This is a genomic window from Pseudomonas sp. BP01 (genome assembly GCF_022760795.1).
Lineage (GTDB): Bacteria > Pseudomonadota > Gammaproteobacteria > Pseudomonadales > Pseudomonadaceae > Aquipseudomonas > Aquipseudomonas putida_Q.
This window is the reverse complement of sequence record NZ_JAFBKA010000003.1, coordinates 196,238-220,053: the sequence shown is the minus strand read 5'-3', so window position 1 is coordinate 220,053 and position 23,816 is coordinate 196,238. Positions and strand designations below refer to the sequence as shown.

Here is a 23,816-nt window from a genome sequence, read left to right as displayed (position 1 = left end):
CATGACCAGTTTGCAAGCCGAAGCGTTTGTCCCTCGCACCCCGCGGGCCGAGTTGTTGCACACCTGTGCGTTGACTGACCTGACCGAGTTGGCGAGAGTCGGATTTCGCGGGAGTGACAGCGCCGCTTATCTTCAACAGCTTGGCTACGATTTGCCTGCACAGCCAAACCATGCCGTGCGCCAGGATGACGGAAGCTGGGTGACACGGTTGTCTCAGACCGAGTACCTGCTGTTGGGCAACCTGGCCAACGATGGCGCGCGGGTGGCTGGCCTGGAGGCCGGGTGGGTTCAGGATGCCCGGCGCAACTACCTGCTGCCGCGGCAGGACAGCCATGCCTGGCTGCAGCTGTCAGGGGTATATGGCAGCGCGGTAATGGCCAAGTTGTGCGCCGTGGACTTGCGTGCCGGGGCATTTCCGGTTGGGGCGGTGGCGCAGACTTCGGTGGCACGCATCAATGTGATTGTGGTGAATGTGGGCAGTGATGAGCGGCCGGCGTTGCAGCTGCTGTTTGATCGGGCATCACTGGGGTATTTGCGCGAAGCGATGCTGGATGCCATGGATGAATTCGATGGCAGTTTGATTGAGCCGGGTGTGTTGCTGGGGTGATACGCGGTGCGGTGTGCGGAGGGTTCGCCGCAGAAGTTTCGGTGCCTGGGAGATCGAGCGCCGCCCGCGTGGCGCATCGCGAGCGAAGCTCGCACCTACGTTTGTTTCGGGCCAGTCATGCCTGTGGCAGGCGCGCGCGACCGCCTTGTTTGCATGACGCGATATCAAGCCATGGGCCAAGGCGTTCGCGGGTGAATTTCACAGCAAGTGCACCAGGCGCTCGTGCAGAAAGCTCACAAAACCCTGCACCGGCCTCGCCACCTGCCTGTGCTGCGGGTACACCGCTGATAACTGCAACGCCGGCGGCGTCCAGGCTTCAAGCACCCTCACCAGCCGCCGATCCGCCATCGCCTGGCCGACTATGAAGGTCGGCAGGTAGGTCACGCCCATCCCGGCGATGGCGGCATCCCTGAGCAACTCGCCGTTGTTCGCACGCATGCGCCCTGTCACTTGAATCGCCTGCGCCTTGCCGCCCTGGCGGAACTGCCACTGCACCTGTCGCGAATGCCCATAGGGCAGGCAGTCGTGCCCGGCCAGATCCTCCGGTTTTAGCGGTACACCCCGCGCCTGCAGGTACGCCGGGCTTGCGCAATAAACCCGCTCGACACTGGCAATACGCCGCGCAATCAGGCTGGAGTCCTCCAGCGCGCCAATCCGCAGTGCCAGGTCGTAGCCCTCGCCGATCAGGTCCACGGCACGATCACTCAGGTCCACCTCAACATCGACTTGCGGGTGCAATTGCAAAAACTCGGTCAACAGGCAGCCCAAGTGCGACATGGCGAACGACAGCGGTGCGCTCAGCCGCAAAGTGCCGCGCAGGGCCTGGGCCTGGCCGCTGATGTCGTGCTCCACCTGCTGCACCTCGCCCAGCAGGCGCAGCGCCGACTGGTAGTAGTGCTGGCCCAGCGGCGTGGCGTCCAGGCGCCGGGTAGAGCGGTTGAGCAGGCGTACGCCCAGGCGCTCTTCAAGCTGCATCAGGCGCCGGCTTACCGATTGCTTGGACATGCCCAGGCGGTCGGCGGCAGCGGTGAAACTGCCGGCCTCCATGACCTGGGCAAAGATACGCATGTCTTCGTAGGGGTTCATTGTCTCGCTCATGGTGACAGTCAAACGCTTTATAGCGGCTTTTTCCCGCCAGTGCATCTGCCTAACCTATGCACAAGTCGCAGCGATGGCCCAGCAGGCCAGGCAAGACGCCCACTACTAACACTTGCATGGAAAAGGATTCGCTCATGAACATTGTCCACAAAACCCTTACCGCCTCCCTTCTGGCCCTGTCCGTTTCCAGCGCCTTCGCTGCGGGTGGCCCAGGTGTCGAGCCACACACCCAGGCCTTCCTCGAAGCCCTGGAACAAGGCGGCGGCAAGCCACTGGAGCAACTCAGCCCGAAAGATGCCCGAGCAGTGCTGACGAGCGCCCAGGCTTCGGTCAAGGTCGACCTCTCCGGTATCGAGGTGAAGGAACACACCCTCCAGGCCAACGGCGAGTCGATCAAGCTGCAAGTGGTACGCCCGGCCAATGTAAAGGGTGACCTGCCAGTATTCATGTTCTTCCACGGCGGCGGTTGGGTGCTTGGCGACTTCCCGACTCACCAGCGGCTGATACGCGACCTGGTGGTTGGTTCGGGTGCGGTGGCGGTTTATGTGGACTACACCCCGTCGCCGGAAGCGCACTACCCCACAGCGATCAACCAGGCCTACGCTGCGACCCGCTGGGTGGCCGAGCATGGCAAGGAGATCGGCGTGGACGGCAAGCGCCTGGCGGTGGCTGGCAACAGCGTTGGCGGCAACATGGCGGCAGTCGTGGCGCTGAAAGCCAAACAGGCCGGCACCCCTGCCCTGCGCTTCCAGTTGCTGCTGTGGCCGGTGACCGATGCCAGCTTCGAGACCGCTTCGTACAAACAGTTTGCCGAAGGGCACTTCCTGACCACCGGGATGATGAAGTGGTTCTGGGACAGCTACACCACCGATGCCAAGGCGCGGGAACAGATCTACGCCTCGCCGCTGCGAGCCAGTAGTGAGCAGTTGAAGGGCCTGCCGCCGGCGCTGGTGCAAACGGCCGAGTTCGATGTGTTGCGCGATGAAGGCGAAGCGTATGCCCGCAAGTTGAACGCTGCTGGGGTAACCGTTACCTCGGTGCGCTACAACGGCATGATCCACGACTACGGCCTGCTCAATCCGCTGAGCCAGGTGCCAGCGGTGAAAGCAGCCATGCGCCAGGCGGCCGGTGAACTCAAAGCCCACCTTCAATAACCTTATCCACCCATGCGGCACAGGCTGGCGTGCCGTAAGGCAGGCCAGGCCTCTTCCCGGGTAAACCCGCTCCCACAGGTACACCACAGAACTGGAAGTTTGTGGTGCACCTGTGGGAGCGGGTTTACCCGCGAAAGGGCCATCAGCCCAACATCAGGGTTCAAACCCTTCGACAATGATCACTTCAGCCTTCGCCACCCCCTGGCGATGGCTGCAAGCCTCCTGATACAGCGCGGAGTGATAACACGCCACCGCCTGATCGTACGAATCGAACTCGATCACCACGCTACGCTGAGGGGTAGGCCGCCCTTCCATCGCCTCGCTGCGCCCGCCACGTGCCAGGAAGCGGCCGCCGAATGCCTTGAAGGCTGCCGGCGCGCGTTGGGTGTACTGCTGATACTGCTCGGGTTCGGTCACGTCCACATGGGCGATCCAATAGGCCTTCATGCGCTGCTCTCCTGTTACGGCGATATTTGTGTATGATGGTATACCATAAAAACCACCCCACCACAGTGAGCGTGCAACATGGCATTCAACACCATCGAGGAGCTTCTCGAGGACTACCGGCAAGGCAAGATGGTCCTGCTGGTGGATGACGAGGACCGGGAGAACGAAGGCGACCTGCTGATCGCCGCCGAGCGTTGCGACGCCCAGGCCATCAACTTCATGGCCCGCGAAGCGCGCGGCCTGATCTGCCTGACCCTGACCGACGAACACTGCCAGCGCCTGGGCCTGGAGCAGATGGTACCGGCCAACGGCAGCGCTTTCAGCACGGCGTTCACCGTGTCGATCGAAGCAGCCACCGGCGTCACCACCGGCATTTCCGCTGCCGACCGGGCACGCACCGTGGCAGCGGCCATGGCCCCGACCGCCCGCCCCGAAGACCTGGTGCAACCTGGCCACATCTTCCCCCTGCGCGCCCGCGAAGGCGGCGTGCTGACCCGCGCCGGCCACACCGAAGCAGGATGCGATCTGGCCCGGATGGCCGGCTTCAGCCCGGCGTCGGTCATTGTTGAAGTGCTGAACGACGATGGCACCATGGCCCGCCGCCCCGACCTGGAAGTGTTCGCCGCCCGGCATGGCATCAAGATCGGCACCATCGCCGACCTGATCCACTACCGCCTGAGCACCGAGCAGACCATCAAACGTATCGGCGAGCGCGAACTGCCGACCGTGCACGGCACCTTCCGCCTGGTCACCTATGAGGACCGCATTGAAGGCGGCGTGCACATGGCCATGGTCATGGGCGACATCCGTCGCGAGCAACCGACCCTGGTGCGGGTGCACGTGATCGACCCGCTGCGCGACCTGGTCGGTGCCGAATACGCTGGCCCCGCCAACTGGACGCTGTGGGCGGCGCTGCAGAAGGTAGCCGACGAAGGTACAGGCGTGGTGGTGATCCTGGCCAACCATGAATCCTCCCAGGCCCTGCTTGAGCGTGTGCCGCAGCTGACCCAGCCGGTAAGGCCGTACCAGCGTGGGCAGTCGAAGGTGTACTCCGAAGTCGGCACCGGGGCGCAGATTCTGCAGGACCTGGGCGTGGGCAAGCTGCGTCACCTGGGGCCACCACTGAAGTACGCCGGCCTGGCGGGGTATGAGCTGGAGGTGGTGCAGAGCATTCCGTTCGAGCCAGGCCTTCCGACCTGACACAGTCCCCTTGTAGGAGCGGCCTTGTGTCGCGAAAGGGCCGCATAGCGGCCCCGTCAATTTGTGTGTCGACGCTGAAACCCTGTGGCCGCTGTGCGGCCCTTTCGCGACACAAGGCCGCTCCTACAAAGGGTTGCGGCAGCTGGCAAAGGCCGGGGTGATGGCCGGTCGCCTCATACCCCTTGCCAAAAGTTTGGAATACCATAATATGATATCCCGTAGACCTTGAATCTGTAGGCCGGCACCTACAATTAAAAACGGCCACCAAGACACTTTGTTTTAGCTGCTCCCCGAACACTGTTGGCGGGTGCATCAAAAGCCCCGCCTCGAATAACAAAAGCAACGAGGGCGTAACCATGCTGTTGAGCAAACGTGTAACCGCAGTGCTGTCCGCCAGCCTGCTGACCCTGGCATGTCAAGCCGCCCAGGCCGCTGACAGCCTGAACTTCGTCAGCTGGGGCGGTACCACCCAGGACGCCCAGAAAGAAGCGTGGGCCGTACCCTTCACCAAGGCCACCGACATTAAGGTCGTGCAGGACGGCCCCACCGACTACGGCAAACTCAAGGCCATGGTCGAAAGCGGCAACGTGCAATGGGACGTGGTCGATGTCGAAGCCGACTTTGCCCTGCGCGCCGCCAGCGAAGGCCTGCTGGAACCCCTCGACTTCACCCAGATCAAGCGTGACAAGATCGACCCTCGCTTCGTGTCCGACCATGGCGTCGGCTCGTTCTTCTTCTCCTTCGTGCTGGGCTACAACGAAGGCAAGCTGGGTGCCAACAAGCCGGTGGACTGGACTGCACTGTTCGACACCAAGACCTACCCGGGCAAACGCGCCCTGTACAAATGGCCCAGCCCCGGCGTGCTGGAACTGGCCCTGCTGGCCGACGGCGTAGCGCCAGACAAGCTGTACCCGCTGGACCTGGACCGCGCCTTCAAGAAACTCGACACCATCAAGAAAGACATCGTCTGGTGGGGCGGTGGCGCCCAGTCGCAGCAGTTGCTGGCCTCGGGTGAAGCCTCGCTCGGCCAGTTCTGGAACGGCCGTGTCTACGCCCTGCAGCAAGACGGTGCACCCGTGGGCGTAAGCTGGAAACAGAACCTGGTCATGGCGGACTTCCTGGTCATCCCCAAAGGCGCCAAGAACAAGGACGCGGCCATGAAGTTTCTGGCCAACGCCAGCAGCGCCGAAGGCCAGGCCGAGTTCGCCAACAAGACCGCCTACGCCCCGGTGAACGTCGACAGCGTGGCCAAGCTGGACAAAGACCTTGCGCCAAACCTGCCCACTGCCTACGCCCAGGACCAGGTCACCCTCGACTTCGCCTACTGGGCCAAGAACGGTCAGGCCATCGCGGCCCGCTGGAATGAGTGGTTGGTCAAATGAAAGTCGCCATCAACGCCCTGCATAACGCGCAAGGTGCCCCCACGGGCACCGGCGCCCCCGGAACGGCCCCCCGCCGCGCCAGCCTGAGCCAGCGCTGGAAGGGCAGCCGCAACCTGCTGCCGGCCCTGCTGTTCCTTGGCCTGTTCTTCTTTGCCCCGCTGGTCGGCCTGTTGCTGCGTGGGGTGCTGGAGCCAACGCCGGGGCTGGGCAACTACGAGCAGCTGTTCGCCAACTCGGCCTACGCACGGGTGCTGTTCAACACCTTCTCGGTGGCCGGCGTGGTCACCCTGATCAGTGTGCTGCTGGGCTTCCCGCTGGCCTGGGCAATTACCTTGGTGCCCAAGGGCTGGGGCCGCTGGCTGCTGAACATCGTGCTGTTGTCGATGTGGACCAGCCTGCTGGCGCGCACCTACTCGTGGCTGGTGTTGCTGCAAAGCTCGGGGGTGATCAACAAGGCGTTGATGGCCATGGGTATCATCGATACCCCGCTGGAAATGGTGCACAACCTCACCGGCGTGGTAATCGGCATGAGCTACATCATGATCCCGTTCATCGTGCTGCCGCTGCAGGCCACCATGCACGCCATCGACCCGATGGTGCTGCAGGCCGGCTCCATCTGCGGCGCCAGCCCGTGGACCAATTTCTGGAAGGTGTTCCTGCCGCTGTGCCGTTCGGGGCTGTTCTCCGGCGCGTTGATGGTGTTCGTGATGTCGCTCGGTTACTACGTCACCCCGGCACTGCTGGGCGGGGCGCAGAACATGATGCTGCCCGAATTCATCATCCAGCAGGTGCAGTCGTTCCTCAACTGGGGCCTGGCCAGCGCCGCTGCCGCACTGCTGGTGGCGATCACCCTGGTGCTCTTCTACCTGTACCTGAAGCTGCAGCCGGAATCCCCGGTTGGCAACGCGAGGTAAACCGCCATGCTCCTGTCTCCCAATGCCATGGGCCGCCCGCTGCGTACGGGCCTGTACCTGACCACCGGGGTCATTGCGGCCTTCCTGCTGCTGCCGGTGGTGTTCATCGTGTTGCTGTCGTTCGGCTCGTCCCAGTGGCTGGTGTTTCCGCCACCGGGCTGGACCTTCAAGTGGTACGGCCAGTTCTTCTCCAACCCGGAGTGGATGGACGCCGCGCTGGCCAGCCTGAAGGTGGCCGTGCTGACCACCGTCGCCGCCGTGCTGCTGGGCCTGCCCAGCGCATTCGCCCTGGTGCGTGGCCGCTTCCCGGGCCGCGAGCTGCTGTACGGGCTGTTCACCATGCCGATGATCGTGCCGCTGGTGATCATCGCCGTGGCGGTGTACGCACTGTTTCTCAAGCTGGGCTACACCGGCACGCTGTTCGCCTTCGTGGTCAGCCACGTGATCGTCGCCCTGCCCTTCACCATCATCTCGATCATCAACTCGCTGAAGCTGTTCGACCAGTCGATCGAGGATGCCGCGGTGATCTGCGGTGCCTCGCGCCTGCAGGCGATTTTCAAGGTTACCTTCCCGGCCATTCGCCCGGGGATGATCGCCGGCGGCCTGTTCGCCTTCCTGGTGTCGTGGGATGAGGTGGTGCTGAGCGTGATGATGGCCAGCCCCGACCTGCAGACACTGCCGGTGAAGATGTGGACCACCCTGCGCCAGGACCTGAGCCCGGTCATCGCCGTGGCCTCGACCTTGCTGATCGGCCTGTCGCTGTTTGTCATGTTCATTGCCGCCGCCTTGCGCCGGCGCACCGAAACAAACGCCTGAGCGCGCGGAGAAAACAACAATGAGTGCAGTGATCAAAGACAACGCGCCAGGCAAAACCCTGGTCAGCCTGCGCGGCCTGAACAAGCACTACGGCGACTTCACCGCCGTGGACAACCTCGACCTGGAAATCCAGGACGGCGAGTTCCTGACCTTCCTCGGGTCTAGCGGCTCGGGCAAATCCACCACCCTGTCGATGCTGGCCGGCTTCGAAACGCCCAGCAGCGGCGAAATCCTGGTCGATGGCCAGTCGCTGGTGAATGTACCGCCGCACAAGCGTGACATCGGCATGGTGTTCCAGCGTTACTCGCTGTTTCCGCACCTGAACGTGCGCGACAATATCGCCTTCCCACTGGCCATCCGCAAGCTGAGCACCAGTGAGACCAACAAGCGCGTCGACGCCATGCTCAAGCTGGTACAGCTGGAGCAGTTCGCCCACCGCAAGCCGTCGCAGATGTCCGGCGGGCAACAGCAGCGCGTGGCGATTGCCCGGGCACTGGTGTACGAGCCACGCATCCTGCTGATGGACGAACCACTCGGCGCGCTGGACAAGAAGCTGCGCGAAGACCTGCAGGACGAACTGCGCCAACTGCACCGCCGGCTGGGTATCACCATCGTCTACGTCACCCATGATCAGGAAGAAGCCATGCGCCTGTCCCAGCGCATCGCCATCTTCAGCCATGGCAAGATCGTCGGGCTGGGCACCGGTTACGACCTGTACCAGAACCCACCGAATGCCTTTGTCGCCTCGTTCCTGGGCAACTCCAATTTCCTGCGCATCAAGGCCAGCAGCAATGGCGCAGGCAGTTTCGAGGGCCAGCCGGTGGCCATCCGCCTGACCCCGGGCCTGGCCGCTGGGCAGGATGCGCTGATCATGGTGCGCCCGGAAAAAGCCCTGGCCCTGACCGTCGAACAGGCCGCGCGCGAGCCACTGCCGGCGGGCTGGAACGAGGTCAGTGCCAAGGTTGGCGAAGTGCTGTTCCTGGGTGAAAGCCAGACCTGCCATGTGATGACTGCAGGGGGTACCGAGCTGACGGTGAAGGCACTGTCGGCCGCGGGCATGCCGATGCAGCCGGGCGACAGCGTGAAGGTGCGCTGGGCGGTGGCGGATGCGTGCATCTATACCGAGTGGGCCGAGAGTGATTTGAGCAAGTCTGCCGGGGCGCATTGAGATAACCGGGGCCGCTTTGCGGCCCTATCGCGACGCAAGGCCGCTCCCACAAGGAATCGCGGTCGCCTGTGGGAGCGGCCTTGTGTCGCGAATGGAGGGCAGAGCCCTCCCCTACGGACTGTCACATTATCATCACGCCACTGTCGTAATCTGCCGGCCAACTCTATGCCACAGGGCCACCCGGCATGCCCCGCCTGCTTGTATTGCTGTTCACCCTGATCCCGTTAGCGACCTTGGCCGAGCCCATGCACATGCGTGCGCAAGGCTCCAACACCATCGGCGCGGCCTTGCTGCCAGCGCTGGTGCAGGGGCAATTGCGCGCGCAGCAAGCCACCGCAATCGAGCAGCAACCTGGCAAGTGGGCCAACGAGACCGTGATCACCGCACGCGATGCGCATGACCAACCCCTGCGTGTCGACATCGCCGCACACGGTTCCAGCACCGGCTTCGCGGCCCTCGGCCGTGGCGACGCCGACCTGGCAGCCGCCTCGCGACCGATCAACGACAGCGAAGTGCGCCAACTTCAGGCCCTAGGCGACCTGCGTGCTGCCAGCGCCGAGCAAGTGATCGGGCTGGACGGTGTCGCGGTCATCGTCCACCCCGACAACCCGCTACCTCGGTTGAACACGCAGCAACTGGCGCAGATTTTCTCCGGGCAGATCCAACACTGGGAGCAATTGGGTATTGCTGGCGGCGCCATCCACCTATACGCCCGTGACGACCGCTCCGGCACCTTCGAGACGTTCAAGGCGCTGGTGCTGGAGCCCCAGCACCACGACTTGTCAGCCAAGGCCCGGCGCTTCGAGTCCAGTGACGAACTGGCTGCGCAGGTGGCCACCGACCGCCAGGCCATCGGCTTCAGCAGCCTGGCTGCGGTGCACGGGGCCAAGGTGCTGGCGGTAGCCGAAGGCGACGCACCGGCCATGCTGCCGGAGCGCGCCCTGGTGGCCAGCGAAGATTACCCGCTGTCACGGCGCCTGTACTTCTACCTGCCGGCCAACCCCAAGCCACAGGCCAGGGCCCTGGCCGACTTTGCCCAGAGCCCGGCCGGCCAGGCCATCGTTGCCCAGCAGGGCTTTGTTTCGCAGCAGATCAAGGCCCAGCCAGTAGTGCCCCAGGCAGACATGCCGCCGCGCTACCGTACCTTGGCCCAACAGGCGCAGCGGCTGAGCGTGAACTTCCGCTTCCAGGAAGGCAGCGCCAGCCTCGACAACAAGGCCCTGCGCGATGTGCAGCGGGTGGCCGAGTACCTGCGCCAGGCTGGCAAGCTTAAGAGCAAAGCGGTGCTGGTAGGGTTTGGCGACCCCAAGGAAACGCCTGGCCGCGCCGCCCTGCTCTCGCGCCTTCGGGCCCAGGCAGTGCGCCGCGAGCTGGCGCGCGATGGCGTGGAGTTGCTGGAGGTGACGGGCATGGGCGATGAACTGCCGGTGGCCGGCAATGAGCTGGAGCAAGGGCGACTGCGCAATCGGCGGGTCGAGGTGTGGGTGTATTGAATTGAGGGGGGGCTTGTGCTCCTCCAGGGGCGCCGGCAAAGAAATGTAACAGCTCCCCATTCGGTATCTCCTGCAATCGGGTCTAGGCTCAAATTCATGTGATACCGGGCCCCTCTGACGGCTGCCAAGCCGCCATGTCGGATCACTGTTGCCATGCAACGTCGACATTCAAGGAGGGGCTCATGACAGCTCTGCAAGCATTCCTCACCACCCCTGTACTCGGCACCAGCGCCTGGATGTGGCTGGTGTTCATAGCCATCGTCATCGGTTTGCTGGTGCTCGACCTGGGCGTGCTGCACCGCCACGACCGCGAAATCGAAATGCGCGAAAGCCTGCTGCTGTACTCGGGCTACTTCAGCGTCGGCGTGTTGTTCGGCGTCGGGGTCTGGTTCCAGCTGGGCGCGCAATCGGCGCTGGAGTTCTACACCGGTTTCCTGGTCGAGCAATCGCTGTCGATGGACAACGTGTTCGTCATGGCGATGATCTTCAGCTACTTCGCCATCCCCCGCCGTTACCAGCATCGGGTGCTGTTCTGGGGCATCCTGGGGGTGGTGTTCCTGCGGGCGATCATGATTGGCGTGGGCGCCGCGCTGGTGCAGAACTTTGCCTGGGTGCTGTATATCTTCGGTGCCTTCCTGCTGTTTACCGGGGTGAAGATGGCGCTTTCGAAAGAAGACAGCCACCCTGACCTGGCCAACAACCCGATACTCAAGTTCGTGCGCAGGCACATGCGGGTCACCGACCAGATCCACGGCTCGCACTTCTTCGTACACCAGACCCCGGCCGGCCACAGCAAGGCGCTGCGCTATGCCACCCCGTTGTTCCTGGCACTGGTGCTGATCGAGTTGGCCGACCTGGTGTTTGCCGTCGACAGCGTGCCGGCGATTTTCGCCATTACCCAGGACCCGTTCATTGTATACACCTCGAACATCTTTGCCATCCTTGGGCTGCGTTCGTTGTACTTCGCGCTGTCGGCGTTGATGCACCGGTTTGTTTACCTCAAGTATGCGTTGGCGCTGGTGCTTATCTTTATTGGTTGCAAGATTTTCTATCACGGCATGGTGGGCAAGGTACCGGCGCTGCTGTCGTTGGGGGTGACGTTTGGGTTGTTGCTGGGTGGGGTGGTGGTTTCGTTGGTGAAGACGCGGGGGGAGAAGGCGGAAATTCAACCCAAACAGCCTGCGAATGCCGGTGGTGAATTTAGCAATAAAAAGGAAGACCCGCAGATGCGGGTCTGAAATTACGAATCTGGGCGGAGATCATTTCTTGATAATGAAATAACCCACCCCCGCCCAGACTGATGAGATCAGGATCAGCCAAAGAGCTGCCCCTAATTTTCGCCTCAACTTGGGCGGAAACCTTTCAAGTTCCGCCTCGTCCAACCATCCCAAGCGCAAATGAAGCCAAGGAAATGTAACCAACGCGCTTACCGTGCTCATCAGTAGACATCGAGACCTCAGATTCCCTCGGCCCCACACGGGCTTCATCTGTTGCAGGTAGGGATTGCTGGTAATCGCTGAAAGAGCTATATCAAAATCCGTCGACAGCGCAATCTGTACATTCATAGCAATACCGACAAGGCCGATAATGAAGGGCGCAACTAAGAAAGCTATTCGCAAGTATGGCGACCAGCTATCAAAGTCAATCATCCATCACCTCATAAATTACTTCACCGAGCTTCTCGCCAGCTGCGCCAATACCCATAGAGCCTGCCGCAGAGCCGGCGCCAACCAGGACAATCCCGCATACGGGAACACCAAGGCCGCCGGTACCCACCGCGAAAACACCGCATAGCGCGGCAGCGGCAGCACCTGCGATGTAACCTCCCACCATCCCTCCTCCTAAGCCACCAGCGAAACTACCCGTTTCGGTGAGTCGGACTTTCCGGCAGTCATCAGTTTCACCTGCAACACAGACCTCTTGCACTTTCAGATAAGATGACGTAGCCCCCAGCCCAATTGCAGCATACCCACCATATTCAAGATACTTGCTCAGCCGCGCCACCTTATCCAAATGCGTGGCGTACCCCGGAATCTGCCCCGGCCCGCCCGCTTTCGACCAATGATGCACAAGACTCTTGGTCGAAATATTCAAGCTCCTCCTCAAGCGCTCATAGTTCCCAAGGTTCAACTGCTTGTTCAAAAATGCCGTTTTCAACTGTCCATCCAGCTGCTGCAGAAGCCGCCGCCGTTCAGCGAAAAAGCCCGGGCTGTTCAAATGGCCGTGGCGCATGAACTCCCGCTGGTGCAACTGCTCGATACTGGTCAAGGTATGACTGACCTGTTTCAAGCCTTGATCGAGCATGTCCTTGCCGACGCCCATGGACAGACTGGCGTTGCTGAGCAAGCCGGCGATTTCGGCCTGGTGCTGCATCATGAAATCCGCTTCGGCGTAGTCGAGCACCTCCAAAGCACGCCGCGCATGCTGTGCAGCCGCCATCAGTTCTCCCTCTTCGCGCGTACAGGCATTTGCGTTGTCAGGATCACCGATAACGAAGATTTCCCCAGCCTTGAAGCCTTGCTCAAACGTCGGGTTGAGCCGCTGCAACCGGGAGATGGGCAACGTGGCATCGTGCTCGGCCAGTTGCAGCAGCACTTGGGGGAACGACATGCGCCGAGGAACTACATAGAAGCCAGGCTCTAGCGAATCGGGCAGTGCCCCTACGACGGGTCGGGAGAAGCGCCCGGGGTAGGCGGTGGCTGACGGCTGATTAAAGTGGGTATTGGTACCCCCCGCAATGGAATACATGGACGGCGGTGCTTCATATAACGGTGCGACCACCCGGTTGCTGCCCGGCGAACAGCCACAGGCAACCAGCGCGCCATCCATGGCCACCCGCTGGCCATCGGAAATAAAGTGATCCACACCTTCAGCGACGGTTCCCACCTGCCCGCAAAGAGGGCATGGCGTGGTGTGGTCGCCTTCACGGAGTACCATCCGGCCTTCGTCCAAGTAGCCCGCCCCGGTCGCAATACAGACAGCGCCCGTTGTAGTGACATCACCATCTACCGCCTGACCCTTTCCCTCCAAATTGACGCGCATCCCTAAACTCCCTGTAGCTGGTTAGGGTTGAAAACCTATCACCAGCAAGGGAGATTCAGGGGGCCTCAGCCGAAATTCAGATACTTCCTACACATTGCGGGAGTTTGCGGGATCACTGTGGGAGCGGGTTCACCCGCGAAGAGGCCGGCTCAGGCTGACGACTTCAGCGCCCGCTACGCAACAGCTCCACCGGCACATATTTGCCAATTTCATATTTGCCAATCGCCGCCCGGTGCACTTCATCCGGCCCGTCGGCCAGGCGCAGGGTGCGCTGCATGGCGTACATGTAGGCCAGCGGGAAATCGCCGCTCACCCCTGCCCCGCCATGCATCTGGATCGCCCGGTCGATCACCTTCAACGCCACGTTCGGCGCCACCACCTTGATTTGCGCGATTTCGCTGCGGGCCACCTTGTTGCCGACGGTGTCCATCATGTACGCCGCCTTCAACGTCAGCAGCCGGGCCATGTCGATTTCCATGCGTGAGTCGGCGATCTTGTCGACGTTGCCACCCAGCCGTGCCAGTGGCCGACCAAAAGCAGTACGCTCCACCGAGCGCTTGCACATCAACTCCAGCGCACGTTCGGCCATGCCGATCGAGCGCATGCAGTGGTGGATACGGCCTGGGCCAAGGCGCCCTTGGGCAATCTCGAAGCCGCGCCCCTCGCCGAGCAGCACGTTTTCATACGGCACCCGTACGTTCTCGAAAAGCACCTCGGCGTGGCCATGAGGGGCATCGTCATAGCCGAACACCGGCAACGGGCGGACGATCTTCACGCCCGGCGCATCGGTGGGCACCAGCACCATCGAATGCTGCTGGTGGCGTGGGCCTTCGGGGTCGGACAGGCCCATGAAGATCATCACCTTGCAACGCGGGTCGCAGGCGCCGGAGGTCCACCACTTGCGGCCATTGATGACCCATTCGTCACCGTCACGCACGGCAGTGGCGGCCATGTTGGTAGCGTCCGAGGAGGCCACGTCCGGCTCGGTCATGGCAAACGCCGAGCGGATCTCACCGCGCAACAACGGCTCCAGCCACTGGCGTTTCTGCGCTTCGCTGCCATAACGCACCAGCACTTCCATGTTGCCAGTGTCCGGCGCCGAGCAGTTGAAGGGCTCTGGACCGAGCAGTGAGCGGCCCATGATTTCCGCCAGCGGGGCGTATTCCAGGTTGCTCAGGCCGGCGCCGTATTCCGATTCGGGCAAGAACAGGTTCCACAGCCCTTCGGCGCGGGCCTTGGCCTTGAGTTCTTCCATGATTGCCGTGGGCTGCCAGCGGTCGCCCTCGGCAACCTGGCGCTCGAACACGGCTTCGGCGGGGTACACGTAGGCGTCCATGAACGCAGTAACGCGCTCGCGCAGTGCCTGGACCTTGGGCGAATAGGCGAAATCCATCGGGGCTACCTTCACGGTTCGGAGTACATGGGCAGAGCCTAGAGCAGCCCGCCCCCATCCACCTAGTCTATTTTCCGCGTGTATAAACATTCATAACCGATATATGATCGGCCAATAATTCCAACAAAGAGCGGCGCCCATGAACCTCAGCAAGGTCGACCTCAACCTGTTCATCGTGTTCGATGCGATCTACACCGAAGCCAACCTGACCCGCGCCGGGCAGATTGTCGGCATTACCCAGCCTGCAGTGTCCAACGCCCTTTCGCGGCTGCGCGAAACCTTCAACGACCCACTGTTCGTGCGCACCGCACAAGGCATGGTGCCCACGCCGATGGCGCAGAACATCATCGGCCCGGTACGCAACGCCCTGGCACTGCTGCGTAGCTCGGTGCAGGAAAGCCGCATCTTCAACCCGCAGCAGGCCAACAAAACCTTCCGCATCAGCATGACCGACCTGACCGAGGCGGTCATCCTGCCGCCGCTGTTCCAGCGCCTGCGCCGCCTGGCGCCCGCGGTGCTGATCGAAAGCTTCCTGTGCAAGCGCCGCGAGACCACCAAGGAGCTCGCCGCCGGCCGCCTGGACTTCGCCATCGACGCCCCCCTGAACACCGACCCGCAGGTGCGCCACATCAAGCTGATGCAAGACCGCTATGTGTGCGCCCTGCGCCAGGGCCACCCGCTGGCTGACAGCAAGCTGACCCTCGACAGCTACCTGGGCATGACCCATATCCATATTTCCAGCCGCCGCAACGGCCTGGGTTACGTCGACCTGGCGCTGGGCAAGATGGGTGTTCAGCGCAAGGTCGCGCTGCGTTCGCAGCACTACCTGATGGCCTCGCAGGTGTTGCAGCAGACCGACATGGCGATGACCGTTCCCGAGCGCTTCGCCCGTCGTCATCAGTTGCGTTACCAGCCACTGCCAGTGGAGGTGCCCGCCCTGGAAACGCACCTGTACTGGCATGAAAGCACCGACCAGGACCCGGCCAACCGCTGGATGCGCGAGCAGATCACCGAATTGTGCGAACGCGTGGTAGCCGAGGAAGAGAAAGCCCTGCAGCCCGCCTGAAGCCGCCTGCGAGGGGCAGCCGATCAGCCTGGCCCCTCCAGAAGAAAAATATTCTACTAAAGGTTAGATAGAGAGAACGTTTTCTCACACCAAATGAGAAAAAAGCGGCGGGAAGCGAAAAATATCTTGCCCATGGCGGATACGCTTAGCCCAATAATCGCCGATTTCACGGCGACAGACATGGACCCGCCCCAATGCCCAGCGCCCCACTCTATTTCGATTACGCCGCCACTACCCCCGTCGACGATCGGGTCATCGAAACCATGCTTGCCTGCCTTGGCAGCGAGGCCAACTTCGGCAACCCGGCGTCCAGTGGCCATGCCTATGGCCAAGCCGCCCGGCAAGCCGTGGAGCAAGCACGCCAGCAAGTGGCCGAGCGCGTCGGCGCGCAAGCCAGCAATCTGGTCTGGACCTCGGGCGCGACCGAATCCAACAACCTGGCACTCAAAGGCATTGCCCAAGGCTTCGACCAGCCTGGGCACCTGATCACCAGCCAGCTGGAGCACAAAGCCGTGCTCGACACGGTGGCCGAACTGGAGCGCCAAGGCTGGGCCGTTACCCGCCTGGCGCCGGATGCCGCCGGCCTCATCCAGCCTGCAAGCGTGCAGGCAGCGTTGCGCGCGGACACCCGCCTGGTATCGCTGATGGCGGTCAACAACGAGCTGGGCACGGTTACCGATTTTGCCGCCATTGGCCAACGGGTACGTGCCCACGGTGCCCTGCTGCACGTGGATGCTGCACAGGCCGTAGGCAAGCTCGCCATCGACCTGAACGCGATGGCTGTGGACCTGATGTCGTTTTCGGCGCACAAGGTTTACGGGCCAAAAGGGATAGGCGCGCTGTATGTCGGGCCACGCGCCCGGACGCTGATGCGTGCGCAGATGCACGGCGGCGGCCATGAGCAGGGCCTGCGTTCCGGCACCCTGGCCACCCATCAGATCGCCGGCATGGGCAGCGCCTTTGCGCTGGCCGGCGAACCAGGTGACAGCGAGCATCAGCGCCTTGAGCAACTGGCCACGCGCCTGCGCGAGGGCTTGCTGGCTTTACGCGGCGTCACCCTCAACGGCAGCGCCAGCCAACGCATCCCCCATACCCTGAACCTGTGCATCGACAGCAAGGGTTTCAACAGCGCGGCCCTGGCCAGCGAGCTGGCCTTGTCGACCACATCGGCCTGCAACTCGGCGAGCAACGCCGCCTCGCATGTACTGCTGGCACTGGGGCTGGACGAACGTCAGGCACGCAACAGCGTGCGCTTGAGCATCGGCCGATTCACCACCGAGGCGCAAGTGGACCAGGCGCTCGCAGTGTTTAGCCGGGTGCTGACGACGGCATCGGCTGCACTGTGGTGAACACGCGCTAGAACAAGCGGCTGTCCGGGGTAAAATCCTCGACCTGGATCTTCGCACGCTGCGCCTGCGCGTGCCGTGGGTTGAACAGGAAGTTGATGGTACTGGGCATGATCGCGCTCGGCACCGGCAGCAACAATGCTGAGCAGTCATCCAGAAAGCGATTGCCCAACGCCCGGGTCAACTCAGGCTGAGCGGACCAGCCGGGCTGCAAGGCGGGCAACTGCGCCTGTGAAACCGTGTCTGGCAAATCGATGCGGATCAGGCGCATGGTGGTAGGAAAGTCCTCGGGGTCGATCTCCAGGTGCACCAGCACCTCGAGCATGGCCCCGGAAGGGCTGGTGGCGGCATATACCACGGGCCGGCCCGCCTGGTGCCAGCGGCCGCTTACACGCAAACCCCCAGTGCCACTCAAATCTGCGTAGGCGCTGATACGCCACAAAATCACAGGCCAAAGCCCTCGGCAATCTGCAGCAGCATCTCTTCGACCTGAGTGGTGCCTTGCTGGGTGGTGAGCATCTGCATGGGCGTCAGCCCCGAGAAGCGTTCCTTGGGCTTGGACAGCCAGCGCTTGGCCTTGTCCGCCTCACCGAACACGGCTTCGGCCATGGCGGTGATGTGGGCCGAGCGGAACAGCCGATCACTCTCTTCGACGGTCAGCGGCTGATCCCGCTCGATACGGGTTTTCAGGGTGCGCAGGGGAATGATCTGGTCCCGCTCCACCGGCGTGAACACACCACACTCAGTCAGCTTCACCAGCCAGGTGGCAGCAAAACCATGGGTGATGCGGGTGTGGATTTCGAAGTCACTGGCAAGTTCGGGTATTTCCAGCAGCGCCTGCAGGCGCGCCCGGTACTCGTGGTAACCGTTGTCGCGAAGCACTTCGGCAAGCATGGCATACTCCTGTTTCGGCGTTTGCCGACAAGTATGCGGTATTCGCCGGATCATTGCCAGTTTGCCTGGCCCCCGTGGTTGAGGGGGCACTCTGCCCCCGCACCTCTCAGAAGGTACCCGGATACGCCCCGCCGTCGATCAGCAGGTTCTGCCCGGTGATATAACCGGCATGCGCACTGCACAGAAATGCACAGTACGCGCCAAACTCCCCGGCATCGCCAAAGCGCGCCGCCGGAATAGCCTTGCGCCGGGCCTGGGCAGTGGCTTGCACATCGCCACCCGCCGCCTTCAAAGTCTTTTGCAGGCGTGCGGTGTCGAACGCCCCTGGCAGCAGGTTGTTCAGTGTCACATTGCTGCCCGCCAGGCGCTGCTGCCGGGCCAGGCCGGCAATGAAACCGGTCAGGCCACTGCGGGCGCCGTTGGACAAACCAAGAATGTCGATCGGCGCCTTCACCGCGCCAGAGGTGATATTCACCACCCGGCCGAAACCGCGCTCGGCCATGCCGTCGACCACCGCCTTGATCAGCTCTATCGGGGTGAGCATGTTGGCGTCCAGCGCCTTCAGCCAATCGTCGCGCCCCCAGTCACGGAAGTCCCCCGGTGGCGGGCCACCGGCGTTGTTGACCAGGATGTCGACCTGCGGGCAGGCCGCCAACAGCGCCTGGCGCACTTGGGCATCGGCCACATCGCCGGCCACAGTACGCACCTCGATGCCTGGGCAGGCCGCCCGCAACTCGCTGGCGGTCTGCTCCAGGGTGGCTTGGGTGCGGGCATTGATGACCAGGTTCACGCCTTCTTTGCCAAGCGCCTCGGCGCAGCCTTTGCCCAGGCCCTGGCTGGCCGCGCAGACGATGGCCCAGCGGCCGGTAATGCCTAGATCCATTGGGTTGCTCCTTGATGCAATAGGGTTACAGGGGTACTGGCAGGCCGTGCCGGGGGTAATCTAGAGCACAGGCAAGGCCGCCGATAATGAAAAGAGCTGATCCACCAATAACCATCGCTTATCCCCACCAGCCCGCCAGCAATGGGCTGGCGGGCGAGCGCCGTCAAACTTCAATTGGCCGTCAATTCTTCTACCAGCAACCGCGCCGCTGGCGATAGCGGCGCCGCCACACGGTGCACGATGCCGAAGGGCTCGCTCAACGCCCGTAGCTGCACCGCCAGCGACACCAGCAACCCTCGCTGCTCGGCGAAGGCTGCCACGGCACTGGGAATGACCGCCACCAGCGTCGGGTCATCTTCCAGCAGCATGAACGTAGCGAAGGTGGAAAAGGTTTCCAGCGGATAGCGGGGCACCTGCACCCCTGCTTCGCTCAACTCGCGCTCCAGCGCCTGGCGCATGGGCATGTTCACCGGGTAGACCACCCAGCGGTAATGGCTCAAATCGCTGATCGCCAGTGCCGCTGCCCCGGCAAGCGGATGCTGCGGGTGCGCGACCACCACCAACGGCTCCTGGGCCAGCTCGACAAAGGCATAGTCCGCCGCGTCGCGGCCCAGCCCGGGCCGGCAGATGGCGAGGTCCAGGCGCCCCTCGTCCAGTTGGGCGAGCAGGTTGGCGCTGGTATTCTCGGCAATTTCCACCGCCAACTGCGGCTGCTTGCGGCGCAAGCGCCCCAGGGCGCTGACCAGGGTCGGCATGGCCCCCATGATGCTGCCCACTGCCAGGCGCCCGCCCTGGCCCTGGACGATGCCTAGCACCTCTTCGCGCAGATGCCCCAGGTCGCTGTGGATCAGCCGCGCATAGCGCACCACGCAACGACCCACGTCGTTGGCTACCAGCCCGCTGGGCAGGCGCTGGAACAACGGTACCCCCAGCACCTCCTCCACCTCGCGCAGCGCCTTGGTAGCCCCAGGCTGGGAAATGGCCATGGCTTCGGCCGCCTTGTGCAGCGAACCACAGCGATCCAGCTCGATCAGCAGACGCAACTGGCGCAGGCGCAGGCGAGAAAAAATGGAATCCAGTGAAGGGATCATCAGGCAGGCTCGACAGGGGTCTTGTAATGCCGAGCACTATAGAGGGTCGGCAACGGGGGGAGTGTTGAGTTTCAAGCAAATGACCCTTGATCGCAGAACACGCATACCAGCCCGTTATGCTGCGCTGTCGCCCGTGGAACAAGGCTTCGGCAAACGCCGCTTTAACCTGTGGGCGGGCGCGCCTGCGAAGAGAGCGACGCGCTGCATGGCACCGGCTGCGCCGGTGTTCGCGGGCTTGCCCGCTCCCACAGGTCCCCGCCCAAGCAGGTATTTATGTTCGAGTAACGCGTTTACCGCGGTCTACGCCGTGCCAGGCAGGCATAACCCAGGCCCAGCACGCTGACCGCCAGTACACCCAGCAACACCATCAACTCCCGGCTGTAGCGGGCCACCATGGCTGGAAAACCGATGACCTCGTGGTACACCTGCACATTGGCCACTCCGTCGGCGTGGCTGATGCTGACCCCGCCTTGGCGGATCTGCAAATAGTCTGCATCGAAATAGACCCAGACCTTGCACGTGCCACCCGGCTCGATGGCCGGGATGTCCACCTGCGCGGTGGCGGCCTCCAGCAGGGTGTCGTTGCCGGCAGCATCACGCACCTGCACCAGGCCCTTGGCCGGCAGGCGGATCTTTACCTCGCGTACCGGCGCGTCACCACTGTTGCGTAGTTCGATGAGCAAGCCAGTACGGTGATCGACCAGCCCGGCCTCGAAAGGCTTGGCGAACAGCTGGGCATAGGGTGCCTGTGCCATTTCGATCAACCTCTCGACCTGGTCGTGGCTTAGCTCGCCCTGGCCGATGCTGTTGATGCGCCCCTGCAACTGCTCATACTTGAGTTGCTCGCTGGCTTTGCTGATACGCTCGCTGAACTGGGTGGGATAGGTGAGGTAGGCATAGCTCAGTGACGCCTCCAGACGCGGGTTGCCCCTGAGCAACACGTAGGCGGCCAAAAGGACCATCAGGCCAACAAGCACGGCTACGAGGAGTTTCCCCACCTTGTCCCAGCTCAATGCAAACTTCCTTCTGTGGTGATACAGACGATTCAAACCGCCCAAGGGTGCCAAGTTCAGGCCCCCCAGGCAAGCTTGACTAGGGTTCGCGCTCGCCTTCGCGCGCCTGACGCATCTGCAGCAGCTGGCCATCGATCAGTGCCTTGGCCATGCCTGCCAGGTAAAACGTGGCCTGCATCATCACCTTGCGGTCGCCTGGCCGGTCGATGGCCTTGCGGGTAATTTCAGTGATGCAGCCCATGATGCTCGAGGCCTCCGTCAGTGCGGTCCTCATTGGCAGCTGCGGTTTCATCTGCACCAGTTCGGCGTCGGCGTGGCCAAACCGGCTCGCTGCACGCACGACATTGAGCTTGTTGCTTTTGAGGGTGTCGTTATCCATGTCCATTCCTCGGGGTTACGAGCATGTCCAGACTAGGACGCAGCCTCGCCCATCACAATGACCAGGAGTGTGGCAAGGGTCACTTTCGGAAATGGACTACAAGATCCCCTGAAGTGGGCTCTCTGCTACCGATCAGCCCCTTGACCGGCGCATGGCAGTGTCGGACGATCTTCACCTCCCCACATCAGGACGAACACCATGCTACGGATACTGGGCAGAGCTTCTTCCATCAATGTACGAAAAGTCCTGTGGGCCTGCGCCGAATTCGAGGTCGCATTCGAGCGCGAAGACTGGGGCTCTGGCTTCAAGGCCACTGACAGCCCAGAGTTCCTGGCATTGAACCCCAACGCCATGATCCCGGTGATAAAGGATGGCGACTTCACCTTGTGGGAATCCAACAGCATCATCCGCTACCTGGCCAACCGCTATGGTGCCACCGCGTTTTACCCCGACGATGCCCAGGCGCGGGCCAGGATCGATCAGTGGATCGACTGGCAGGCCTCGGACCTGAACCGCTCGTGGAGCTACGCGTTCATGTCACTGGTCCGGCACTCGCCCGCCCATCAGGACCCGCAAGCGCTTGCCGCCGGCTGCGCGGACTGGTCACGCTACATGCACATCCTCGACCGCCAACTGGCCAGCACCGGTGCGTATGTGGCCGGCAACCAGTTCACCCTGGCCGACATCCCTATCGGCCTGTCGGTCAACCGCTGGTTCGAAACGCCGTTCGAACACCCGCACCTGCCAGCGGTACGTGATTATTACGAGCGCCTGAGCGAGCGCCCGGCCTATCACCTGCACGGCCGTAACGGTACGCCGTAAACGTACAGCACTGGTTTCACTGCCGGGCATTGGGTAATAATGCGAGTCATTACCATTAGTGCGCGAACACGGAAGAATGGCATGCCCGGCAGCAGACACCCCATCGAGCATCTTTACGTCGAGCACCACGGCTGGCTGCAAGGCTGGCTGCGCCATCGGCTGAACAACGCAGCGGATGCTGCCGACCTTGCCCAGGACACTTTTGTCCGCGTGCTGCAAAGGCGCCAGGCAAGGGCGCTGTTGGAGCCACGCGCCTATTTGCGCACGATCGCCCGCGGCCTGGTCATCGACCTGTGGCGCCATCGCGACATCGAGCGGGCCTGGCTGGAGACGCTGGCGCAATTGCCCGAGGCCGAAGTGCCGTCACCGGAGACCAGTGCCCTGGCCATCGAGGCACTGGTGGCCATTGACCGCCTACTTGACGCGCTGCCCGCCCGCACGCGTACCATCTTCCTGCTGGCACAACTGGATGGCATGCCCTGCCCGCGCATTGCCGAGCAGCTGGGGGTGTCGCTGTCCACCGTTGAGCGCGACCTCAGCAAAGCCTTGCGCCACTGCTATCAGCTGGTCTTCGAGACCATGCCATGAGCGCCAGCACACTGCCGGCACTACCCAGCGCAACGGTGGACCAGGCCATAGAATGGTCGATCCGTCTCACCTACAACCGCCCCGACCCTGCCACCCGGGCGGCCTTCCAGGCTTGGCTGGCGGATGACGAAACCCATCGCCTGGCCTGGGCGCGTATGCAGAGCCTGAGCGGGCACTTTGCCGGTGTGCCGAGCGGGCTGGCGCGCCAAGCGCTGGAAAAACTGCCTGAAGCCCGCCTGCAACGGCGCCAGGTGCTGAAACTGCTGGCACTGTTCGCAGCAGTCGGCAGCACCGCTTGGGGGACTCGCGAAACCGCGCCTTGGCAGCGGCTGATGGCCGACTACAGCACCCGTGTCGGCGAACATCAGCGCTGGACCCTGGCCGATGGCAGCCAGTTGGAGCTAAATACCGACAGCGCCGTGCGTGTGTATTTCGATGCCCGGCAACGGCGCATCGACCTGCTGCGCGGCGAGCTGTACCTGGTCAGTGGTGCCGACTGCGCCAGCCTGCAAAAGCGCCCATTGCAGGTCACCACCACCTTGGCCACGTTCACCGCCCACGGCAGCCGCTGCAACATACGTCAGTACGCCGACGCCTGCCGCCTGGGCGTTGCCGAAGGCACCGTGAACATACAGCCACGCTCGGGTACCGGTGCCGTTGCCCAACCCGGAGAAACCTGGCAGGTAACCCGCGACAACGTGCTGCGCCTGCCCGGCAACGCCGAAGACGCCGCCGCCTGGCGCGACGGCCTGCTGACCGCACGGGCGATGCCGCTGGCTGAACTGCTCGACGAGCTCGGCCGTTATCGCAACGGCTATCTGGGCTGTGACCCGCAGGTTGCGAAACGCACTATCAGCGGTAATTTCAACCTCACCGACACCGACGCCACCCTGACGTTCATCGCCCAGGCCCACGGCTTGCGCGTACAGGCAATGACGCGTTACTGGGTACGCCTGAGCGCCTGAAACAACCTGGCAAAAAAGTGCTCGCCGGGTGAAGGGGTTTGCAATCTCGCCCGGC

Annotated in this window: 25 protein-coding genes; 14 read left to right on the top strand and 11 right to left on the bottom strand. The window is 62.9% G+C overall.

The window, feature by feature from the left end:
- Position 1 precedes the first annotated feature (1 nt).
- Positions 2-607 carry a sarcosine oxidase subunit gamma gene (locus JOY50_RS04750; RefSeq protein ID WP_132841401.1) on the top strand — a complete coding sequence of 202 codons (606 nt, stop codon included), beginning with the start codon at positions 2-4 and terminating at the stop codon, positions 605-607.
- Positions 608-805: 198 nt separating this feature from the next.
- Here the strand turns inward: JOY50_RS04750 and JOY50_RS04745 are convergent, their stop codons facing one another.
- Positions 806-1,693 (bottom strand): LysR family transcriptional regulator, encoded by an 888-nt coding sequence (locus JOY50_RS04745; RefSeq protein ID WP_132841402.1) that lies wholly within the window; start codon positions 1,691-1,693, stop codon positions 806-808.
- Positions 1,694-1,839: 146 nt separating this feature from the next.
- Here JOY50_RS04745 and JOY50_RS04740 point away from each other — a divergent pair, with 146 nt between their 5' ends.
- Entirely contained in the window at positions 1,840-2,859 is a 1,020-nt protein-coding gene (locus JOY50_RS04740) for an alpha/beta hydrolase (protein WP_243054851.1), read from the top strand.
- Between the two features lie 153 nt (positions 2,860-3,012).
- Here JOY50_RS04740 and JOY50_RS04735 read toward each other — a convergent pair whose 3' ends face one another.
- Positions 3,013-3,306: a DUF1330 domain-containing protein gene (locus tag JOY50_RS04735; RefSeq protein ID WP_132841405.1), complete on the bottom strand. Its 294-nt coding sequence runs from the start codon at positions 3,304-3,306 to the stop codon at positions 3,013-3,015.
- 78 nt (positions 3,307-3,384) lie between these two features.
- Here JOY50_RS04735 and ribBA point away from each other — a divergent pair, with 78 nt between their 5' ends.
- From ribBA to JOY50_RS04700, 7 genes are all read left to right on the top strand, one after another.
- Positions 3,385-4,506: a bifunctional 3,4-dihydroxy-2-butanone-4-phosphate synthase/GTP cyclohydrolase II gene (gene ribBA / locus JOY50_RS04730; protein WP_243054850.1), complete on the top strand. Its 1,122-nt coding sequence runs from the start codon at positions 3,385-3,387 to the stop codon at positions 4,504-4,506.
- A 356-nt stretch (positions 4,507-4,862) separates the two neighbouring features.
- A complete protein-coding gene (locus tag JOY50_RS04725; RefSeq protein WP_028613232.1) occupies positions 4,863-5,888 on the top strand; it encodes an ABC transporter substrate-binding protein in 1,026 nt (341 codons plus the stop codon).
- The gene (locus tag JOY50_RS04720; protein ID WP_016499075.1) at positions 5,885-6,802 is read left to right on the top strand and encodes an ABC transporter permease; all 918 of its coding nucleotides are present in this window, start codon (positions 5,885-5,887) and stop codon (positions 6,800-6,802) included. The genes JOY50_RS04725 and JOY50_RS04720 overlap by 4 nt, the downstream gene beginning before the upstream one ends.
- Positions 6,803-6,808: 6 nt before the next feature.
- Positions 6,809-7,618 carry an ABC transporter permease gene (locus JOY50_RS04715; RefSeq protein ID WP_132841412.1) on the top strand — a complete coding sequence of 270 codons (810 nt, stop codon included), beginning with the start codon at positions 6,809-6,811 and terminating at the stop codon, positions 7,616-7,618.
- Between the two features lie 19 nt (positions 7,619-7,637).
- Positions 7,638-8,786, top strand: coding sequence for an ABC transporter ATP-binding protein (locus JOY50_RS04710; RefSeq protein ID WP_138736830.1), 1,149 nt, complete (start codon positions 7,638-7,640; stop codon positions 8,784-8,786).
- A 185-nt stretch (positions 8,787-8,971) separates the two neighbouring features.
- Positions 8,972-10,279 carry a substrate-binding domain-containing protein gene (locus JOY50_RS04705; protein ID WP_132841420.1) on the top strand — a complete coding sequence of 436 codons (1,308 nt, stop codon included), beginning with the start codon at positions 8,972-8,974 and terminating at the stop codon, positions 10,277-10,279.
- Between the two features lie 182 nt (positions 10,280-10,461).
- Positions 10,462-11,517 carry a TerC family protein gene (locus JOY50_RS04700; protein WP_243054849.1) on the top strand — a complete coding sequence of 352 codons (1,056 nt, stop codon included), beginning with the start codon at positions 10,462-10,464 and terminating at the stop codon, positions 11,515-11,517.
- Between the two features lie 21 nt (positions 11,518-11,538).
- On the opposite strand, the gene JOY50_RS04695 is transcribed toward JOY50_RS04700, so the two are convergent.
- The 3 genes from JOY50_RS04695 to JOY50_RS04685 all read right to left on the bottom strand — a co-directional run bounded on the left by JOY50_RS04695 (position 11,539) and on the right by JOY50_RS04685 (position 14,714).
- On the bottom strand, positions 11,539-11,928 hold the full coding sequence (locus JOY50_RS04695) for a hypothetical protein (RefSeq protein ID WP_243054848.1): 390 nt from the start codon (positions 11,926-11,928) through the stop codon (positions 11,539-11,541).
- Positions 11,921-13,321, bottom strand: coding sequence for a PAAR domain-containing protein (locus JOY50_RS04690; protein WP_243054847.1), 1,401 nt, complete (start codon positions 13,319-13,321; stop codon positions 11,921-11,923). Before JOY50_RS04690 ends, JOY50_RS04695 begins: the two co-directional genes overlap by 8 nt.
- Positions 13,322-13,484: 163 nt before the next feature.
- The gene (locus JOY50_RS04685) at positions 13,485-14,714 is read right to left on the bottom strand and encodes an acyl-CoA dehydrogenase (protein WP_028613239.1); all 1,230 of its coding nucleotides are present in this window, start codon (positions 14,712-14,714) and stop codon (positions 13,485-13,487) included.
- A 139-nt stretch (positions 14,715-14,853) separates the two neighbouring features.
- Here JOY50_RS04685 and JOY50_RS04680 point away from each other — a divergent pair, with 139 nt between their 5' ends.
- Positions 14,854-15,780: a LysR family transcriptional regulator gene (locus JOY50_RS04680; protein WP_243054846.1), complete on the top strand. Its 927-nt coding sequence runs from the start codon at positions 14,854-14,856 to the stop codon at positions 15,778-15,780.
- A 194-nt stretch (positions 15,781-15,974) separates the two neighbouring features.
- Positions 15,975-17,129 carry a cysteine desulfurase family protein gene (locus JOY50_RS04675; RefSeq protein WP_243054845.1) on the top strand — a complete coding sequence of 385 codons (1,155 nt, stop codon included), beginning with the start codon at positions 15,975-15,977 and terminating at the stop codon, positions 17,127-17,129.
- Positions 17,130-17,136: 7 nt separating this feature from the next.
- On the opposite strand, the gene JOY50_RS04670 is transcribed toward JOY50_RS04675, so the two are convergent.
- The 6 genes from JOY50_RS04670 to JOY50_RS04645 all read right to left on the bottom strand — a co-directional run bounded on the left by JOY50_RS04670 (position 17,137) and on the right by JOY50_RS04645 (position 21,386).
- The gene (locus tag JOY50_RS04670; RefSeq protein ID WP_243054844.1) at positions 17,137-17,574 is read right to left on the bottom strand and encodes an RES family NAD+ phosphorylase; all 438 of its coding nucleotides are present in this window, start codon (positions 17,572-17,574) and stop codon (positions 17,137-17,139) included.
- Entirely contained in the window at positions 17,571-18,020 is a 450-nt protein-coding gene (locus JOY50_RS04665) for an antitoxin Xre/MbcA/ParS toxin-binding domain-containing protein (protein WP_243054843.1), read from the bottom strand. Before JOY50_RS04665 ends, JOY50_RS04670 begins: the two co-directional genes overlap by 4 nt.
- A gap of 106 nt (positions 18,021-18,126) precedes the next feature.
- The gene (locus JOY50_RS04660; RefSeq protein WP_243054842.1) at positions 18,127-18,903 is read right to left on the bottom strand and encodes an SDR family oxidoreductase; all 777 of its coding nucleotides are present in this window, start codon (positions 18,901-18,903) and stop codon (positions 18,127-18,129) included.
- Positions 18,904-19,073: 170 nt separating this feature from the next.
- Positions 19,074-19,994 carry a LysR family transcriptional regulator gene (locus JOY50_RS04655; protein WP_028613243.1) on the bottom strand — a complete coding sequence of 307 codons (921 nt, stop codon included), beginning with the start codon at positions 19,992-19,994 and terminating at the stop codon, positions 19,074-19,076.
- A 290-nt stretch (positions 19,995-20,284) separates the two neighbouring features.
- Positions 20,285-21,007: a hypothetical protein gene (locus JOY50_RS04650; protein WP_132841432.1), complete on the bottom strand. Its 723-nt coding sequence runs from the start codon at positions 21,005-21,007 to the stop codon at positions 20,285-20,287.
- A gap of 79 nt (positions 21,008-21,086) precedes the next feature.
- Positions 21,087-21,386, bottom strand: coding sequence for a DUF3077 domain-containing protein (locus JOY50_RS04645; protein WP_132841434.1), 300 nt, complete (start codon positions 21,384-21,386; stop codon positions 21,087-21,089).
- Between the two features lie 198 nt (positions 21,387-21,584).
- Here JOY50_RS04645 and JOY50_RS04640 point away from each other — a divergent pair, with 198 nt between their 5' ends.
- The 3 genes from JOY50_RS04640 to JOY50_RS04630 all read left to right on the top strand — a co-directional run bounded on the left by JOY50_RS04640 (position 21,585) and on the right by JOY50_RS04630 (position 23,761).
- Positions 21,585-22,208, top strand: coding sequence for a glutathione S-transferase family protein (locus JOY50_RS04640; protein ID WP_243054841.1), 624 nt, complete (start codon positions 21,585-21,587; stop codon positions 22,206-22,208).
- Between the two features lie 81 nt (positions 22,209-22,289).
- Entirely contained in the window at positions 22,290-22,796 is a 507-nt protein-coding gene (locus JOY50_RS04635; protein ID WP_243054840.1) for a sigma-70 family RNA polymerase sigma factor, read from the top strand.
- The gene (locus tag JOY50_RS04630) at positions 22,793-23,761 is read left to right on the top strand and encodes a FecR domain-containing protein (RefSeq protein ID WP_243054839.1); all 969 of its coding nucleotides are present in this window, start codon (positions 22,793-22,795) and stop codon (positions 23,759-23,761) included. The genes JOY50_RS04635 and JOY50_RS04630 overlap by 4 nt, the downstream gene beginning before the upstream one ends.
- Positions 23,762-23,816 lie beyond the last annotated feature (55 nt).